Below are 17,486 nucleotides of genomic sequence, written 5' to 3' on the forward strand. Positions count from 1 at the left end.
GGTGTCATCTGCGCCCGACCTGACGGCAAATCAGGATCACGGGCAGCAAACCGACAGCCAGAATGGCCAATGACGGCACTGCCGCGCCCTCAAGCCGTTCGTCCGAGGCGAGACGATAGGCCTGCACCGCCAGCGTGTCGAAATTGAAAGGTCGCATGATCAGGGTCGCTGGCAGCTCTTTCATCACATCGACAAACACGATCAGCAAAGCGGTCAGAAGTGATGGCGTCAGGATCGGCAGGTGAACACGCCGCAGCGTGCCAATCGGCGATTGCCCAAGCGATCGGGCAGCAGCGTCCATATTGGCATGAACCGTGCTTTGACCACCTTCATACGCGCTGAGCGCGGCAGCCAGAAACCGCACCATATAGGCTCCGATCAGCAGCCAGATGGATCCGGTCACCAACAAGCCCGTCGACACATCAAAGGTCTTGCGCATCCAGGCGTCCAGCGCGTTGTCAAACCCGGCAAAGGGCACAATCAACCCCACCGCAATCACCCCGCCTGGAACCGCATAGCCCAGACGGGCAAGATAGGCGGCGGCAGAGGATCCTTTGCCCGGTCTGAGGCGTTGAAAGAACCCGATGGAAATGGCCGCCCCAACCGTGACCACGGCGGCAATACCAGCCAGCATCAAAGAGTTCTGGATGAACCCGATATAGCGCCGCGACAGCAGGTTCTGCTCGGACTCCAGCCCCATTTGCACCAGAATGATCACCGGCAGCACGAAGCCCAGGAAGACGGGTATTGCGCAGAGAAGAAACGCAAACGCTGCACCCCACCCCTTTAGGTGAGAGGCCGCGCCCGCCACGTGGCGTTTGCCCTGCTGATAGTATTTGGCCTTACCGCGCTGCTGGCGTTCTGTCATCGCCATGATCAGCGCAAAAGCCAGCAAACACAGCGCCAGTTGCGCTGCTGCCGCACGGTCTGCCAGTGAAAACCAGCTGGAATAAATCCCGGTGGCAAAGGTCTGAACGCCGAAATACGAGACGGTGCCAAAATCGGCGATGGTCTCCATCACCGCCAGCAGGACGCCTCCGGCAATGGCCGGTCGCGCCATCGGCAAAGACACCCGCCAGAACGCCGCCCACGGGCTATTGCCCAAGGCCCGCGCGGCCAGAAACGCCCGGTCGCTTTGCTGTAAGAACGCGGCTCGCGCCAGCAGGTATACATAAGGATAAAGCACCAAAACCAGCATCGCGGCTGCGCCCTCGGTCGAGCGAATTTCAGGAAACCAATAGTCGCGCGGCCCCCAGCCGGTGACCTGCCGCAATGTGGATTGAACAATGCCCGGGTGATCCAGAATGAACGTATAGGCATAGGCCAGCACATAGGCGGGAAAGGCCAAGGGCAGGACCAGAGCGATTTCAAAGAAACGTACACCGGGAAACCGTGTCATCGTCACAAGCCACGCTGCGCCAACGCCGATTGAAAACGTGCCGATCGACACCAGAACAACCAGCACCGCCGTCGTCAGCGTATAGCCCGGCAGCACCGTGCTGATCAGGTGTGAGACGGTATCTGTTCCGCCAGTGACCGCAGCAAGGGCAACAGCGACCATCGGCAGAAGACAGGCTGCAGCCACCGCATAGGCCACAAAGCCAAGCACGCGGGTGCCCAGCGCCCCGCGATTGCGGGTCCCGTTTTCTGAGTATTCGACTTCGGCCATGCGTCTTAGGCAGCCCCAATTCAGGTTGCTGCCTTTATTCGACGAAAACGGTCGGAAACACCAGTGGGGGCGCCAACAATTCTATGGCACCGTCACCCGTGCGCTATTCGTAAACGCGCTGATCTTCGATCACCAAACCGTCCTTGGGCAAGGATCCCGGGGCCACAACCTCGATCGCGCCTTTCAGTTTCAGCACTTCGGTGACCGATTTGGCATAGGCCATGTCATCACCACCCGGGCTTTCGATCTGTACCGTCATCGTGTCCATTTCGCCCTGACGCGCCGCGATGACGCGGGCTTTGACGATCTCGTCATGTTTGTCGACCAGCGCAGCCACCTGCTCGGGCCGCACGAACATGCCTTTGATCTTGGTAGTCTGATCCGCGCGCCCCATCCAGCCCTTGATGCGCAGGTTGGTGCGCCCGCAGGGCGACTGCCCCGGCATCACGGCAGACAGATCGCCGGTTGCAAAACGGATGAGCGGGTAGTCGGGGTTCAGCGAGGTGACGATCACCTCACCCACCTCACCCGGGGCGACCGGGGTGCCCGTGCCGGGGGTCACGATCTCGACAATGACATGCTCATCGATGATCATGCCCTCCATCGCAGGGCTTTCATAGGCCACGTTGCCCAGATCGGCGGTGGCATAGCATTGCAGGCATGAGATCTCACGATCCGCATATTCCTGACGCAGAGACGGGAACAGCGCGCCACCGCCCACGACAGCTTTTGAGAAGTTGAGCCCGACGCCCATCGCATCCGCCTTGTCCAAAATCACTTTCAGATAATCCGGTGTCCCGGCATAGGCGGTACAGCCGATGTCACGGGCGGCGGTAACCTGCAATTCCGTCTGACCTGTGCCCGCAGGCAGCACGGTGGCCCCGACCGCGCGCGCGCCGCTTTCAAAGATCATACCCGCCGGTGTCAGATGATAACCAAAGCAGTTCTGGACGATGTCCCCAGACCCTATGCCTGCCGCGTGCAGAAACCGCCCCATGCGCCACCAGTCATGGCTGATGCCACCGGGTTCATAAATCGGGCCCGGGCTTTGAAAGATATGCGCGACATTGGACGTAAAAACCCCACCAAACGGAGGGTTTTCCGACTGCCACGCCGCCAGTTCCGACTTGCGCAGCACAGGCAGCTTGGCCAGATCATCCAGCGTTTCGACTGTGTGGTCCGTGATCCGGCAAGCGCCCGGAACGGAACTGGCCCGTTCGATCTGGTCTTTGACGCGCGTAAGTTGATCTGCCGCGCGTTCATCGGCAGAGCGGGTTTCCAATGCGTCGAAATAGGTCATTGTCATATCCTCCATCCGCTTACAGCCATCTCTTGCGGCGGCGGTACGAGCGTACGTCGCGAAAGCTTTTGCGGCCTTCATCCGACATGCCAAGGTAAAATTCTTTAACGTCCGGGTTCTCACGCAATTCAGCAGCTGGCCCATCCATCACAACGCGTCCCGATTCCAGGATGTATCCGTAGTGCGCAAACCGCAGCGCCACGTTGGTGTTCTGTTCCGCCAGCAGGAAAGACACGCCTTCCTTTTCGTTCAGATCCTTCACGATGCCGAAAATCTCTTCAACCAATTGCGGCGCCAAACCCATCGAAGGTTCGTCCAGCAGAATGGTTTCGGGTCGCGACATCAGGGCGCGGCCCATGGCCACCATCTGCTGTTCCCCGCCCGAGGTATAGCCCGCCTGGCTTTTGCGCCGTTCTGCAAGGCGGGGGAAATAGCTATAGACCAGTTGCAGATCCTTCTGGATCGCGGCGGCCCCGTCTTTGCGCGTATAAGCGCCGGTCAGCAGGTTCTCTTCCACCGTCAGATGCTCGAAGCAGTGGCGGCCTTCCATCACCTGAATTACACCTTTTTCTACCAGAACAGCCGGATCGCTTTCATGAACGCTCTCGCCGCGATACTTGATCGAGCCTTTGGTGACTTCACCGCGTTCGGAATGCAAAAGGTTTGATACGGCTTTCAAGGTCGTTGTCTTGCCCGCACCATTGCCGCCCAAGAGCGCCGTGATACCGCCCTTGGGAACGGTCAGGCTGACGCCTTTCAACACGAGGATCACGTGGTTATAGATCACCTCGATATTGTTGACCTCAAGCAGGGTTTCCGCCTGCACGTCGGTGGTTTGTGCCGCATCAAGCATCAGCGCGTGTCCTTAAGCCTGCCCTGTTCGGGCCGATTGATAGGGGCGGCAGCTGCCCGCCGCCCCTGGGGTTTCATCAGTTGCAGCGTGTTTCGATGTTGTTCTCAGCCGCATAAGCTGCCGAGTCCTCTGCGATCAACGCGTTGATGACTTCGGCATCGGTTGGCTTGAAATCCTGGATCGAGTTCCAGGTTCCAGCTGCCGCATCCCACTGGACAACACCAACCAGACCGGGGCCACCGTGGTTTTCACAGGACACCGAGAACTCGGGGCCGAAACCTGCCATGCCCAAAGCTTCCATTTTGGCATTGGTCATCTCAAGCGCTTCCATCCCATCGCGCATCATGGACGGGTCGATCTCGGCCGTGCCATGCATCTCCTGCGCGGTTTTCACAGCTTCGGCGGCCAGCATTGCAGCATAAAGACCACGGTTGTACTGCACCGAGCCAAGCTGATCTCCAGCACCCGCAGCCTTACCGGCATCAACGACGTATTTCTGAAGATCTTCATAAACCGGATAGTCCTTGCCCAGACCGGTAAAGGTCAGCGCCTTATAGCCGGTGGCCTTGTCACCTGCCGGTTCAACGTCGAATTCGGCACCCGACCACCAGACACCGATGAAGTTCTCCATCGGGAAGCGGATATTGGCGGCTTCCTGAACCGCGACCTGGTTCATTACGCCCCAGCCCCACATGATCACATAGTCAGGCTTTTCACGGCGGATTTGCAGCCATTGCGATTTCTGTTCCTGACCTGGGTGGTCAACAGGCAGCAGCGTCAGGTCATAGCCATGTTTTTCGGCCAGAGTTTCCAACGTGCGGATCGGTTCTTTGCCATAGGCCGAGTTATGATAGACCAGCGCAATTGTTTTGCCGCTCAGATCTCCACCGTTTTCGTCCAGCAGATAGTTGATCGCGCCCGATGCACCGTTCCAATAGTTGGCCGGATAGTTGAACACGTGGCTGAACACGTCGCCATTCGCCGCTGAGGTTCGGCCATACCCCATGGTGTGCAGCGGAATGCCATCTGCGGTCACTTTGGGGATGAGCTGATACGTGATCCCGGTCGACAGCGGCTGATAGACCAGCGCGCCCTCACCTTTGGTGGACTCATAACATTCCACACCTTTTTCGGTGTTATAACCGGTTTCGCACTCGATCACGCGGGCCGGAACACCGCCGATACCACCGTCACGTTCGTTCAGCAGAGTGAAATAATCGGCATAGCCATCCGCAAACGGAATACCGCCCGCTGCGTAAGGACCGGTGCGGTAGCTGAGCGAGGGGAACACAAGGTCGGCCATTGCCGGACCTGCGGCCATCAGCGCGCCCAGCGCCAGGGTTGCCATTTTCTTTTTCATCGGGTGTCTCCTCCCTTGATTGATCCGATGGTGAACACGGGCTTATGCCGCCCGTCTTGTCTTTGGGCCGGCCCCGTCAATGGGGGAACGGCCAGAGTCTGAGTTTCTCTTTCGCGACACGCCACAGCTGTGCCAGCCCGTGCGGTTCGAGGATCAGGAACATGATGATCATGGCGCCCACGATCACCAGGTTCAGATGCGCCACGATATCCGTCGGCCATCCAAGCAGATCGACCCCGATCAGTTTCAGAAGCACCGGCAACAGCACCAAGAACGCCGCCCCGGCGAAGGATCCAAAGATCGAACCCAGCCCGCCGATGATGATCATGAACAGGACCAGAAATGATTTCTGGATGCCGAAAACTTCGCCCACTTCGACCGCGCCCAGATAGACCGCAAAGAACAACGCGCCCGAGATGCCCACAAAGAACGAGCTAACGGCAAAGGCAGTCAGTTTGGCCTTAAGCGGGTTCACTCCGATGATTTCAGCTGCGATATCCATATCGCGGATCGCCATCCAGGTCCGGCCGATGGTGCCCCGCGTCAGATTGCGCGCAATGATGGCACAGACAGTCAGGAAAACCAGGCAGAACAGATAGGTCGCCCAAGCGGGCGCATTTGGGCCGGTGATGATGATGCCGAACACATCACGCTCGGGCGCATTGATCTGACCCGAGGCCGAGTAGTTGTAGAACCACGGCACTCGGTTGAAGAGCCAAACAAGAAAGAACTGCGCCGCCAAGGTGGCAACCGCCAGATAGAACCCTTTGATCCGCAGGCTGGGAAGGCCGAACAACACGCCCACCAACGCCGTGATCCCGCCCGCAAGTATGACATGGATGAACATGCTGACATCGGGAAAGGCCGTCATCAGCTTGTAACAGGCATAAGCGCCCACAGCCATGAAGCCGCCGGTGCCAAGGCTGACCTGCCCGCAATACCCCACCAGAATATTCAACCCGATCGCCGCGATGGCATAGATCAGAAACGGCAGCAGCAGGGCGTTTGCCCAATAGTCGTTGATCAGAAACGGAACGATCCCGAACGCGACCGCCAACACCACATAGTACCGATACCGGTCAAACTTGATCGGGAAAGTCTGGCTGTCGGCGATGTAGGATGTTTTGAAATCCCCGGCCTCACGATAGAACATGTATTACTTTCCCCATTCCTGTTGCGCCCGGTTGCGGGCAGCAGCGTCCAGTTGATTGGATCCTTTGGCATATCCGCTCGCCTCCGAGGCGCGCACCAGTTTCATGTACGCCAGAACACCCATGATCAGCCCGGCAAAAGCCAAAATCGACGCAATTACCAACTGGCCCTGGGTCAGATCATCGGATGTCAGCGCGATGTACCCAAAAGCCCAGAACCCGGCCCAAGCGACGACGTTGATGATGGCGATGAGTTTGGTCATGCCTACACTCTCTCGATGATCTTCTCGCCGAACAGACCCTGCGGTCGGAACACCAGGAAGATCAACGCCAGCACATAGGCGAACCAATTCTCCGTCGCGCCACCCAGCGCAGGCCCAAGCGCGAATTCGAACAGTTTCTCACCCACACCGATGATCAAACCGCCCACGATCGCTCCGGGGATCGAGGTGAACCCGCCCAGCATCAGAACCGGCAGCGCCTTGAGCGCGATCAGGCTCAGCGAGAACTGAACGCCAGATTTGGTGCCCCACATGATCCCCGCGACCAGGGCTACGAAACCCGCCACGGACCAGACCATGATCCAGATGAAGTTCAACGAGATGCCCACCGACAGCGCCGCCTGATGGTCGTCGGCAACCGCGCGCATCGCGCGACCCTGCTTGGTGTATTGGCTAAAGGCCACCAGCGCGGCCACCAGCAGCGCCGCAATGATCGTCGCCACAATATCCAGATTGTCGATGAAGAACCCGTAGTCAAAGATCTGCAATGTGGTCTCGTCGATCCACAGGTTGATCCCCTGCGGCAGCCCCACATCCAGCGTCTTGATCTCGGACCCCCACATCAGGTCGGCCACGCCCTCAAGGAAAAACGCAAGCCCGATGGTCGCCATGAACAGAATGATCGGCTCCTGCCCCACCAGATGCCGCATGACAAAGCGCTGCACCGCCCAAGCCATCAACACCATCACCGCCATGGTCAGGAGGATCGCTAGCAATGCCGGCACGTTCCAGCCGAAATAATGCACATGAGTGCCGAAAATCGCATTGATCAGATGCGCAAACGGCACCTGCCCATTCATGATCCCAACCAGCGTCATCGCAGCAAACAGGGCCATAACCCCTTGAGCATAATTGAAAATCCCCGACGCTTTGTAAATCAGCACAAAGCCCAGCGCGACCAGAGCATAAAGCACCCCGGCCATCAGGCCGTTAAGGATGACCTCCATCGCGAAAATCAGTTGTTCAGGCATCAGCGCCTCCCCCAATTTCTGCCCGCACCTCAGTCATGGCTGACCCCCAGATAGGCGTCGATCACCTCTTGGTTGTTGCGCACCTCATCTGGCGTGCCGTCCCCGATCTTGCGCCCGTAATCCATGACGACCACGCGGTCGCTCAGATCCATCACCACGCCCATGTCATGTTCGATCAGCGCAATGGTCGTGCCGAACTCATCATTCACATCCAGGATAAAGCGACTCATGTCCTCTTTTTCCTCGACATTCATGCCGGCCATCGGCTCGTCCAGCAGCAAGAGCTTGGGTTCCGCCGCCAGCGCGCGCGCCAGCTCGACCCGTTTCTTCAACCCGTAGGGCAGCCGCGACACAGGCGTTTTGCGGATATGCTGGATCTCAAGGAAATCGATGATCTTCTCGACCGCCTCGCGGTTTTCCGTCTCTTCGGCCTCGGCTTTTCCCTTCCACCAGGCCTGTTGCAGGATGTTGGTCTTCATAAAGCTCAGCCGCCCGGTCATGACATTGTCCAGAACACTCATGCCTTCGAACAAGGCGATGTTCTGGAAGGTCCGCGCAATTCCCTGTTGCGCCACCTCAAACGGCCGCATTTGCGGGCGCTTTGCACCATGGAACCAGACTTCGCCTTCCTGCGGGACATAAAAGCCCGAGATCACGTTCAGCATCGAGGATTTGCCTGCCCCGTTCGGCCCGATGATGGCGCGGATCTCGCCTTCGCGAATGTCGAACGAGATATCCTTGATCGCCACCACGCCGCCAAATCGCAGGGTGATGTTCTTCATCTCCATCACCACACCACCGATCTTGCGGCCGTCTTCGGTGACATATCCTTCAGATTGATCCAGCATCAGCCCCTCCCGGCGATACGTAAAAAACGGGACGGTGGGCGGGGCGATGACCGCAGGTCGAGCGGCGCGCGACGGCCCATCATTCCGCCGCAACCTTATGCTGTGTCACGGCCACAACCGGCGCGTCGATGATCTGCAACGTTGCCGAAATCGACCCCTTGCGCCCATCCTCATAGGTCACCTCGGTTGTCGTCGACACGCTCTCGGACCCGTCATAAAGCGCGTCAATGATGTCTTGGAACTTCTCTTCCACAAACCGACGGCGCACCTTGCGCGTCCGCGTCATCTCGCCGTCATCGGCGTCCAATTCCTTGTGCAACACGACAAAGCGATGCACCTGACAGCCCGACAGCATCTCATCCGCCGCGATGGACCGGTTGACCTCTTCGACATGCCCCTTGATCGTCTCTAACACACGCGGATGTGCCGTCAGTTCCTGATAAGACGCATAGGCCACATTGTTGCGCTCCGCCCAGTTGCCCACCGCCGTCAGGTCGATATTGATAAAGGCCACGCAGCGATCCTTGCCGTTGCCGAACAGAACAACCTCAAGAATATCGGGATAGAATTTCAGTTTGTTCTCGACATATTTCGGCGCAAACATCGACCCGTCGGCCATCTTGCCGACATCCTTGGCGCGGTCGATGATCCGCAAATGGCCCGAGCTTTCCTCGATAAACCCTGCGTCCCCCGTGGCCACCCAGCCTTCGGCATCTTTGGTCGAGGCGGTCGATTCCGGGTTGTTGTAATATTCCACAAAAACCCCTGGTGACCGGTAATGGATTTCACCACTCTCATCGATCTTCAGCTCAACCGCTGGGGCGGGCACGCCAACTGTATCGGCGCGCACTTCGCCGTCAGGTTGCTGCGTGATGAACACCGTCGCTTCGGTCTGCCCATAAAGCTGCTTCAGATTGATCCCCAGCGAGCGGTAGAAATCAAAGATCTCGGGCCCAATCGCCTCACCCGCCGTATAGCCTACGCGAAAGCGGCCATAGCCCAGCGTATCCTTGAGCGGGCCGTAGACCAGCAGATTGCCCAGCGCGTATTTCAGGCGGTCACCAAAACCCACTGGTTTGCCATCCAACAGCAACCCGCCCACTTTGTTTGCATGTGTCATGAAGTGACGGAACATGCGCTGCTTCAGTTTGCCCGCGTCTTCCATGCGGATCATCACATTGGTCAGCTGCGTCTCAAACACGCGCGGCGGCGCAAAGAAATAGGTCGGTCCGATCTCGCGCAGATCGGTCATCATCGTGTCGGCGCTTTCGGGGCAGTTCACACAGAAGCCGCACCAATAGGCCTGCCCGATGGAAAAGATGAAATCCCCCACCCAGGCCATCGGCAGGTAAGACAGGATGTCCTCATCTCGCGTCAGATGATCGAACTCAGCCGAGTTTTTCGCGCTCTCAATCACGTTCCGGTTTGACAGTACTACGCCCTTGGGCTTGCCTGTGGTGCCCGAGGTATAGAGCATCACGCAGGTATCGTCATAGGTGATCGCCGCAATGCGCTGATCCAGTTCCGCGTCAAACCGCGCGTGACCGGCGCGGCCTTCAGCCATGATGTCGTCCAGCGCGTTCATCTGGGAATGGTCGTATTTCCGCATCCCGCGCTTGTCGGTATAGAGGATATGCTTGACCTGATGCAGGGTCTCCTGGATCTCGATAACTTTGTCGACCTGCTCCTGATCGCCGCAAACCACGTATTTCGCGCCGCAATGCTCCAGAACATAGGCCATCTCTTCCGCGACCGAATCCTGATACAGAGGCACCGGCACCGCACCCACCATCTGAGCCGCGACCATCGACCAGTAGTGCGCCGGACGATTGCGGCCTATGACAGCGATATGATCGCCTTGCGCAACGCCCAGTTCCAGAAATCCCAGCGCGATAGCGCGGATTTCCTCGGCCGCTTCTGCCCAGGTCCAGCATTGCCAGATCCCGAATTCCTTTTCCCGGTATGCCGGGGCATCCCCGAACTGGGTCGCATTGCGATGAAGCAGCGCCGGAAGGGATTGTATCCCTTCCGCGCCCGACTGCGTCTGAGCCAATCTTTCTCTCCTCCCCATCCGACCCCTCCCCGGGCCGGAAACGGCGGGCCGGATTATCGCCCGGTCGCCAGTGCTTCGATTAAGAAGCACCGGAAAGATCAGCGTCAAGTTTTGCCTGATGTTTTCTCAATTCTTACGAATTGTAACAAAGAGATGGAAAAAGTTCCGATAACTTCAATTTTGCGGTGGCATTCAGAAAACAGTTGATAAACAGTCGATTGGAGGATCCAAAGCACGATGCTATCTGGGTTCTTTTTTTGTTAGATTAGGTTTTCACATAACTTTCGATGATCGGTGAACAAATGAAAATTAAAACAAAAAGTATCACATTCATAACTTGGTTTAAGGCCCTAATGCTCTCAGCTGTCGTAAGCAGTGGTGCTGCAGCGAAGGTGTTTGTAGTAATCGACGACACATTTGAGGTAACAACCCATGGCGCGTAGATAAAAGAATTGGGAAACAACTGGCATCAACTTGTCACATTTCACAAAGTGGTAAAGGTCAAAAACAGAGCGTATGCCTGCGTTGGTTATCTGGGTAACGTTCCGAGAAAAGAGTTCCTGCAAAAGGCCAGAGTTGTTTCGGGCAATACAGAAGTCAAAACACAACTAGGCCGAGCAACTTGGTTGGTGAACGAACCAAAGGTGATTTCCGAACGAAAACGCTCTAACGTAAGCTTGTTGGGGGCCGTAGCTGAACCAGCGGATATCAGCTTAGTTACTGGCTCAAAAGTCAAATGTCTTAAGGGGGTGAAATGGCAAGACAACTTCACCTCGGATCCGTCTAGGCTTGAAATCCCTGATAAAGTGTGGGTCGAACAATGAAAACCGGTGTGCTGATTCAGCTAAACTCAGGGCTCACCATCAATCCCTAAAAGCCGGAACCAGCGGAACATCCGCTTCAGGCATAGATTAGTTGCTCAGGTCACTCACACACACCCATTTCAACGCCTGCGTCGGCTACAAACTTTTCCCACTGCAAACAGGCCGAAACTAAGAAGAAATTCGATTAACCCACAATTCATCCACAAGAAAAACCTACCTTTTTCAATAGCTTATCCACAAGAAATTTGCGAAACTGCGACATTTTTTCTTGATCGACTCACAGCGAATTCATAGCGTTTCAATACCGCAGCCGAAGATCTCGATCAGAGGATGCGGACGCAAAGACCCCGGTTGCTTTCGGGCACTCATGGACGGATCATTGATTTAGCTTTGAGTGTAACGGGTAGCTGGATGCGGATCGGATCGCGTGGGGGTGAAAGCCTCGTGGCGAATGGGTTTGTGTAAGCCGGAAGGTTTCTTACCGTGTGGGTGCATCAGCGCCGTGACGGACGAGACAGAAGGCAGGGTTGAGCGAGGAGGATCTGGTCTTCGGATCGATGCTCCGGTGTCGAATGGTAACGTTCGAACACAAGCTGGGCCTGCTGTCGCCCTCTGGGGGGATGATGAGGTTCAATAGGGCGCCAGAAAGTGCGGGCTTATGTCCAGCTTTCTGGCGCCTTTTTACTTCCGGATGGCAACGCCTTAGCTCTGCTAGATCGCTCGCATCTGTCTCACCGCTATAGCCAATCCCGCAAAATCGGTATCAGTGGCACATCCGCTGCGGGCATCGGATAGTTCCGCAGATCATTTGCCCGGACCCATTTCAGGGTCTGACCCTCTTTCGACTGCGGAATGCCCTCCCATTTGCGGCAGGCAAAGAGCGGCATCAGCAGGTGAAAATCGTCATAGCTGTGGCTGGCGAAGGTCAGAGGCGCGAGACAAGAGGTCCAGGTGTTGATGCCCAGCTCTTCCTCAAGCTCTCGGATCAGCGCGGCTTCGGGAGTTTCACCGGGTTCGATTTTGCCACCGGGGAATTCCCAGAGCCCCGCCATGGATTTGCCCTCGGGCCGTTGCGCCAGCAGGACGCGGCCCTCGATGTCGATCAAAGCCACGGCGGATACCAATACGGTTTTCATGACCGGTAGTCCGCGTTGATCTCGATATAACCATGTGTCAGGTCGCAGGTCCAAACAGTGGATGCTCCGTCACCGATCCCCAAATCGACCGCAATCACCAGATCCTGACCTTTCATATAGGCCGCGGCGTCTTCCTCGCGATAATCGGGGCTGACCCAGCCTTTTTCGGCGACCAGAATGTCGCCAAACGAGATGCTCAGCAGATCCCGATCCGCGGCGGCCCCCGATTTGCCGATGGCCATAACCACACGGCCCCAGTTCGGGTCTTCACCCGCGATGGCGGTCTTGACCAAAGGCGAGTTGGCGATCGCCAGCCCGTGCACCTTGGCGTCCGATTCCGAGGCGGCTCCGGTCACGCGGATTTCCACAAACTTGGTCGCCCCTTCGCCGTCGCGCACCACCTGCTGTGCGAGATCCAGCATCACCGACTCCAATGCCCGCGCGAAAGCCGGGTCCCCCGTCGCATCGACGCCCGAGGCCCCCGTTGCACAAAGCAGCAGGCTGTCCGAGGTCGAGGTATCGCTGTCCACCGTGATGCAATTGAACGTCCGATCCGTCTGCGCGCCCAACATCTCTTGCAGCGCTGATTGTTCGACCATTGCGTCGGTAAAAATATAAACCAGCATCGTCGCCATATCAGGCGCAATCATGCCGGACCCCTTGGCAATCCCCGCGACAGAGACTGTTTTTCCACCAATCTCAACCTGCGCCGAGGCACCTTTGGGAAAGGTGTCGGTGGTCATGATCGCCCGCGCCGCGTCTTCGATGGCGTGACGGCTGAGGCCGGATTTCAACGCCTCAAGCTGCGCGACGATCTTGTCATGGGGTAGCGGCTCGCCGATCACGCCGGTCGACGACGTAAAAACCCGTTCCACCGGAACACCGGTGGCCGTCGCGACCGCTTGCGTCAGTTCGGCCACCGACGTCTGGCCATAGTGGCCAGTAAAGGCATTGGCATTGCCCGAGTTCACAAGAATAGCCGCCGGTCCATCGCTGGGTCCGCCGATCTTGTCCTGGCAATCCAGCACGGGGGCTGCGCGGGTGGCCGAGCGCGTGAAGACACCCGCAACCGAAGTGCCCGGATCCAACACCGCCAACATGACATCGGTGCGACCCTGATACCGCACACCCGCCCCGACTGTTGCAAAACGCACGCCATCAATCGCGGGCAGATCGGGAAACCCCGCCGGCGCCAGCGGAGAGACCTTGGTGATATTGGCCACGCGGATTACTCCTGAATCAGGGTCGTCTGACGGATGATCTCGGGGCCGACCCCTTCCAGTTCAGAGCGCTCGATCTGCGCTTGTTCTGTCAGCTCTGCGATCTTGGCCTGAATGGCCTCTTGCTGCAGAGTTTGGGCCAGCTCATTGCGCACGGCGTCCAACGCAGGCGCTTCGGATTTGCGCTTGTCATTCAGGATCACAAGGTGCCAGCCGAACTGGGTTTGCACCGGCTCCGAAACCTGGCCCTTTTCCAAGTCGATCACGGCTGCTTCGAACTCGGGTACCATGCGGCCTTTACCGAACCAGCCCAGCGCACCCCCATTCGGGCCCGAAGGGCCGGTCGAATGCTCGCGCGCCATCTCGGCAAAATCGGCGCCATCATCCAGCTGCGCCTTTACCTCTTGGGCCTTTTCTTCGGTCTCAACCAGAATATGGCTGGCATCATATTCGTCTTCACCCTCGAAATTGGCGAATTGAGCGTCATAAGCGGCCTGGATCGCCTCATCCGTGACCTCTGCGGTCGAGATTGCCTCGACCGTTTGCACCGCTTGCAGCGAACGGGCTTCATTTTCCAACGCCAGCTTGTTGCGGGTGGTCAGGCCTTCTTGTTCCTGGCTGAGCAATTGTTGCTGCACCAATTGTTCAATGATGAAGTCGAACAGCACCGCGTCTTCCAGTTGCTGATACTGCGGCGGCAACACCGCGACGCTGGCGATAACGTGACCCAGTGTGATCTCGTCTCCGTTCACATTTGCCACAACGGTGTCGGCATCCGGGGTGGTCTGCGCCGCCAGCGGCAGGGCGAACACAGCGGCCAGTGCCATCGACGAGAGAAAAGTGAGGCCTTTGGGCATGGAATCATCCTATTTCTTTGCCACGACAGGGCGCGGCGTTGACACTTTAGAACCTGCCGCTTACATCGCTTTGAAGCCTTGGACAGGGCCGCCTTTCACCCCCCGTATCTATGGGTTGCGCGCAAGGGGGGCAAGCCTGTCGAAACCAAGACAAGAACAGATCCGCTGGAGTGAACATGCTGGGACTCGGAACGCTCGCCAAAAAGGTGTTCGGAACACCGAACGACCGCAAGATCAAGGCGACCCGCCCGCTGATCGAAAAGATCAACGCGCTGGAGCCCGAGTTCGAGAAACTGTCCGACGAGGGCCTGAAGGAAAAGACCGAAGAGCTGCGCAAGCGGGCGCTGGATGGCGAGAGCCTGGATGACCTGCTGCCCGAGGCCTTTGCCAATGTGCGTGAAGGCGCAAAGCGCGCGCTGGGTCTGCGCGCCTTTGATGTGCAGTTGATGGGCGGCACCTTCCTGCATCAGGGCAATATCTCGGAAATGAAAACCGGTGAGGGCAAAACCCTTGTCGCAACCTTCCCCGCTTATCTGAACGCGCTGACCGGCAAGGGTGTGCATGTGGTCACGGTGAACGAATACCTGGCCAAGCGCGACTCGGAATGGATGGGCAAGGTGTTCGCCGCTGTGGGCATGACCACCGGAGTGATCTGGTCGGGCCAACCCGATGCCGAGAAGAAGGCCGCTTATTCCTGCGATATCACCTATGCCACCAATAATGAGCTGGGCTTTGACTATCTGCGTGATAACATGAAGGCCAATCTGGATGACGTCTATCAGCTGCACCACAATTTCGCGATCGTGGATGAGGTAGACTCGATCCTGATCGATGAGGCGCGGACTCCGCTGATCATCTCGGGACCGTCCGAGGACCGGTCGGAACTTTATACCAAGATTGACGCTGTGATCCCATCCTTGCAGGACGATCATTTTACGCTGGACGAAAAGACGCGGAACGTGACCTTCACTGACGAAGGCAACGAGTTTCTGGAGCAGCAACTGCACGCCGCCGGCCTGCTGCCGGAAGACCACTCGCTCTATGATCCCGAAAGCACCACAGTGGTGCACCATGTCAATCAGGGCCTGCGCGCGCACAAACTGTTCCAGCGCGACAAGGACTATATCGTGCGGGATGGCAACGTTGTTCTGATCGACGAATTCACCGGCCGCATGATGCCGGGCCGCCGATTGTCCGAAGGCCTGCACCAAGCACTTGAGGCCAAGGAAGAGGTGCAGATCCAGCCCGAAAACGTGACCATGGCCAGCGTGACGTTCCAGAACTATTTCCGTCTCTATGACAAGCTGAGCGGCATGACCGGGACAGCCCTGACCGAGGCTGAGGAATTTCAGGAGATCTATGGGCTGGGCGTGGTCGAAGTGCCAACAAACAAGCCGATTGCCCGTGACGACCGGGACGATCAGGTCTATCGCACGGCTGCGGAAAAATACAACGCGATGATCGAGCAGACCAAAAAGGCCACCGAAAAAGGCCAGCCGGTTTTGTTGGGCACTACGTCGATTGAGAAATCAGAACTGCTGAGCCAGATGCTGACCAAAGAAGGCATCGAGCATAACGTTCTGAACGCCCGCCAGCACGAGCAAGAAGCGCAGATCGTCGCTGACGCGGGCCGTTTGGGCGCGGTGACCATCGCCACCAACATGGCCGGGCGCGGCACCGATATTCAATTGGGCGGCAATGTCGAGATGAAGGTGCTGCAAGCACTGGCCGAGAACCCCGAAGCAGACCCCAACGAGCTGCGCGCCGCGGAGGAGGCCAAACACGCCGAAGAAAAGCAAAAGGTTCTGGATGCCGGTGGTCTTTACGTGATGGCCTCGGAACGGCATGAAAGCCGCCGGATCGACAATCAGCTGCGCGGTCGCTCGGGCCGTCAGGGCGATCCGGGTAAGACGGTGTTCTACCTCAGCCTCGAAGACGACCTGATGCGCATCTTTGGTTCGGAACGGTTGGACAAGGTGCTGACCACCCTGGGGATGCAAGAGGGCGAAGCGATCATCCACCCCTGGGTGAACAAATCGCTGGAGCGCGCGCAATCCAAGGTCGAAGGTCGTAATTTCGACATGCGCAAAAACGTCCTGAAGTTTGACGATGTGATGAACGATCAGCGTAAGGTGATCTTCAGCCAACGGCGCGAGATCATGTCGTCTGACGATCTATCGGATATCGCGTCTGATATGCGCGAACAGGTTATTGACGACCTGATCGATGAATACATGCCTCCGAAATCCTATGCCGATCAGTGGGATGTCGACGGGCTGCACGAGGCTATCAAGGACAAACTGACCATTGATGCCCCGGTTCAAGAGTGGGCCGCCGAGGAGGGCGTGGACGACGAACAGATCCGCGAACGTCTGGTCAAGGCCGCGAATGAGATGATGGCGCAGAAGGCATCCGCATTCGGGCCCGAAAACATGCGCAACATCGAAAAGCAGGTCCTGCTGCAGACCATCGACAGCAAATGGCGCGAACATCTGCTGACTTTGGAACATCTGCGTTCGGTTGTGGCGTTCCGTGGCTATGCCCAGCGTGATCCGTTGAACGAATACAAGAATGAAAGCTTCCAACTGTTCGAAGGCATGTTGGACAGCCTGCGCGAGACGGTGACGCAACAATTGTCGCGCGTGCGCCCTCTGACTGAGGAAGAACAGGCGCAGATGCTCGCGCAAATGGCCGCGCAACAGGCGCAGGTTCAGAAAACGGTGGATCAGGCAACCGATCAGGCCGAGGCCAAGGCCGAAGCGGCGGCTTCTGGTGATGCACTGCCAGGTTTTAACGAAAACGACCCGTCAACCTGGGGGAACCCCTCGCGTAATGACCTGTGCCCCTGCGGATCGGGCAAAAAGTTCAAACATTGCCACGGTCGGTTGACGTAACGACAGTTTATCACATGGACACAATGACTCCGTTAGGTGGTCACAGTTCCGCCCTGATTGCTTAACAGA

14 protein-coding genes are annotated in these 17,486 nt (G+C 57.6%); 2 read left to right on the forward strand and 12 right to left on the reverse strand.

Features of this window, described 5'->3' with window-relative positions:
* Positions 1-4: 4 nt before the first annotated feature.
* From GOW40_RS11635 to GOW40_RS11675, 9 genes are all read right to left on the reverse strand, one after another.
* Positions 5-1,669, reverse strand: coding sequence for an iron ABC transporter permease (locus tag GOW40_RS11635; protein ID WP_171132570.1), 1,665 nt, complete (start codon positions 1,667-1,669; stop codon positions 5-7).
* Between the two features lie 103 nt (positions 1,670-1,772).
* The gene (locus GOW40_RS11640; protein ID WP_171132572.1) at positions 1,773-2,969 is read right to left on the reverse strand and encodes a phenylacetate--CoA ligase family protein; all 1,197 of its coding nucleotides are present in this window, start codon (positions 2,967-2,969) and stop codon (positions 1,773-1,775) included.
* Positions 2,970-2,988: 19 nt separating this feature from the next.
* A complete protein-coding gene (locus GOW40_RS11645) occupies positions 2,989-3,822 on the reverse strand; it encodes an ABC transporter ATP-binding protein (protein WP_171132575.1) in 834 nt (277 codons plus the stop codon).
* Between the two features lie 76 nt (positions 3,823-3,898).
* Positions 3,899-5,182 (reverse strand): ABC transporter substrate-binding protein, encoded by a 1,284-nt coding sequence (locus GOW40_RS11650; RefSeq protein WP_171132577.1) that lies wholly within the window; start codon positions 5,180-5,182, stop codon positions 3,899-3,901.
* 76 nt (positions 5,183-5,258) lie between these two features.
* Complete coding sequence (locus tag GOW40_RS11655) at positions 5,259-6,335, reverse strand: branched-chain amino acid ABC transporter permease (RefSeq protein WP_171132580.1); 1,077 nt, start codon at positions 6,333-6,335, stop codon at positions 5,259-5,261.
* Between the two features lie 3 nt (positions 6,336-6,338).
* Positions 6,339-6,596 carry a hypothetical protein gene (locus GOW40_RS11660; protein ID WP_171097514.1) on the reverse strand — a complete coding sequence of 86 codons (258 nt, stop codon included), beginning with the start codon at positions 6,594-6,596 and terminating at the stop codon, positions 6,339-6,341.
* Positions 6,597-6,598: 2 nt separating this feature from the next.
* Positions 6,599-7,585, reverse strand: coding sequence for a branched-chain amino acid ABC transporter permease (locus tag GOW40_RS11665; RefSeq protein WP_171132582.1), 987 nt, complete (start codon positions 7,583-7,585; stop codon positions 6,599-6,601).
* A 29-nt stretch (positions 7,586-7,614) separates the two neighbouring features.
* Positions 7,615-8,433, reverse strand: a complete 819-nt coding sequence (locus GOW40_RS11670; protein ID WP_171097510.1) for an ABC transporter ATP-binding protein — start codon at positions 8,431-8,433, stop codon at positions 7,615-7,617.
* Between the two features lie 79 nt (positions 8,434-8,512).
* Positions 8,513-10,486 carry an AMP-binding protein gene (locus GOW40_RS11675; protein ID WP_254444416.1) on the reverse strand — a complete coding sequence of 658 codons (1,974 nt, stop codon included), beginning with the start codon at positions 10,484-10,486 and terminating at the stop codon, positions 8,513-8,515.
* A 452-nt stretch (positions 10,487-10,938) separates the two neighbouring features.
* Between GOW40_RS11675 and GOW40_RS11680 the strand changes: the two genes are divergently transcribed.
* On the forward strand, positions 10,939-11,310 hold the full coding sequence (locus tag GOW40_RS11680; protein WP_171230975.1) for a hypothetical protein: 372 nt from the start codon (positions 10,939-10,941) through the stop codon (positions 11,308-11,310).
* Positions 11,311-12,047: 737 nt separating this feature from the next.
* Here the strand turns inward: GOW40_RS11680 and mutT are convergent.
* From mutT to GOW40_RS11695, 3 genes are read right to left on the reverse strand one after another with little or no spacing between them, the layout of a single operon-like run.
* On the reverse strand, positions 12,048-12,446 hold the full coding sequence (gene mutT, locus GOW40_RS11685; protein ID WP_171132588.1) for an 8-oxo-dGTP diphosphatase MutT: 399 nt from the start codon (positions 12,444-12,446) through the stop codon (positions 12,048-12,050).
* Complete coding sequence (argJ, locus tag GOW40_RS11690; RefSeq protein ID WP_171136636.1) at positions 12,443-13,669, reverse strand: bifunctional glutamate N-acetyltransferase/amino-acid acetyltransferase ArgJ; 1,227 nt, start codon at positions 13,667-13,669, stop codon at positions 12,443-12,445. The genes mutT and argJ overlap by 4 nt, the downstream gene beginning before the upstream one ends.
* Positions 13,670-13,674: 5 nt before the next feature.
* Positions 13,675-14,523 carry a peptidylprolyl isomerase gene (locus GOW40_RS11695; RefSeq protein ID WP_171230976.1) on the reverse strand — a complete coding sequence of 283 codons (849 nt, stop codon included), beginning with the start codon at positions 14,521-14,523 and terminating at the stop codon, positions 13,675-13,677.
* 176 nt (positions 14,524-14,699) lie between these two features.
* Between GOW40_RS11695 and secA the strand changes: the two genes are divergently transcribed.
* Complete coding sequence (gene secA / locus GOW40_RS11700; protein WP_171136637.1) at positions 14,700-17,417, forward strand: preprotein translocase subunit SecA; 2,718 nt, start codon at positions 14,700-14,702, stop codon at positions 17,415-17,417.
* Positions 17,418-17,486 lie beyond the last annotated feature (69 nt).

This window comes from Ruegeria sp. HKCCA6707 (assembly GCF_013033515.1).
GTDB lineage: Bacteria > Pseudomonadota > Alphaproteobacteria > Rhodobacterales > Rhodobacteraceae > Ruegeria.

Excerpts from the sequence above, each read along its gene's own strand:
- GOW40_RS11655 (WP_171132580.1), bottom strand. The coding sequence starts at position 6,335 with ATGTTCTATCGTGAGGCCGGGGATTTCAAAACATCCTACATCGCCGAC.
- GOW40_RS11695 (WP_171230976.1), bottom strand. The coding sequence starts at position 14,523 with ATGCCCAAAGGCCTCACTTTTCTCTCGTCGATGGCACTGGCCGCTGTG.
- GOW40_RS11665 (WP_171132582.1), bottom strand. The coding sequence starts at position 7,585 with ATGCCTGAACAACTGATTTTCGCGATGGAGGTCATCCTTAACGGCCTG.
- mutT (WP_171132588.1), bottom strand. The coding sequence starts at position 12,446 with ATGAAAACCGTATTGGTATCCGCCGTGGCTTTGATCGACATCGAGGGC.
- secA (WP_171136637.1), top strand. The coding sequence starts at position 14,700 with ATGCTGGGACTCGGAACGCTCGCCAAAAAGGTGTTCGGAACACCGAAC.
- GOW40_RS11645 (WP_171132575.1), bottom strand. The coding sequence starts at position 3,822 with ATGCTTGATGCGGCACAAACCACCGACGTGCAGGCGGAAACCCTGCTT.
- GOW40_RS11650 (WP_171132577.1), bottom strand. The coding sequence starts at position 5,182 with ATGAAAAAGAAAATGGCAACCCTGGCGCTGGGCGCGCTGATGGCCGCA.
- GOW40_RS11635 (WP_171132570.1), bottom strand. The coding sequence starts at position 1,669 with ATGGCCGAAGTCGAATACTCAGAAAACGGGACCCGCAATCGCGGGGCG.
- GOW40_RS11640 (WP_171132572.1), bottom strand. The coding sequence starts at position 2,969 with ATGACCTATTTCGACGCATTGGAAACCCGCTCTGCCGATGAACGCGCG.
- GOW40_RS11660 (WP_171097514.1), bottom strand. The coding sequence starts at position 6,596 with ATGACCAAACTCATCGCCATCATCAACGTCGTCGCTTGGGCCGGGTTC.
- GOW40_RS11670 (WP_171097510.1), bottom strand. The coding sequence starts at position 8,433 with ATGCTGGATCAATCTGAAGGATATGTCACCGAAGACGGCCGCAAGATC.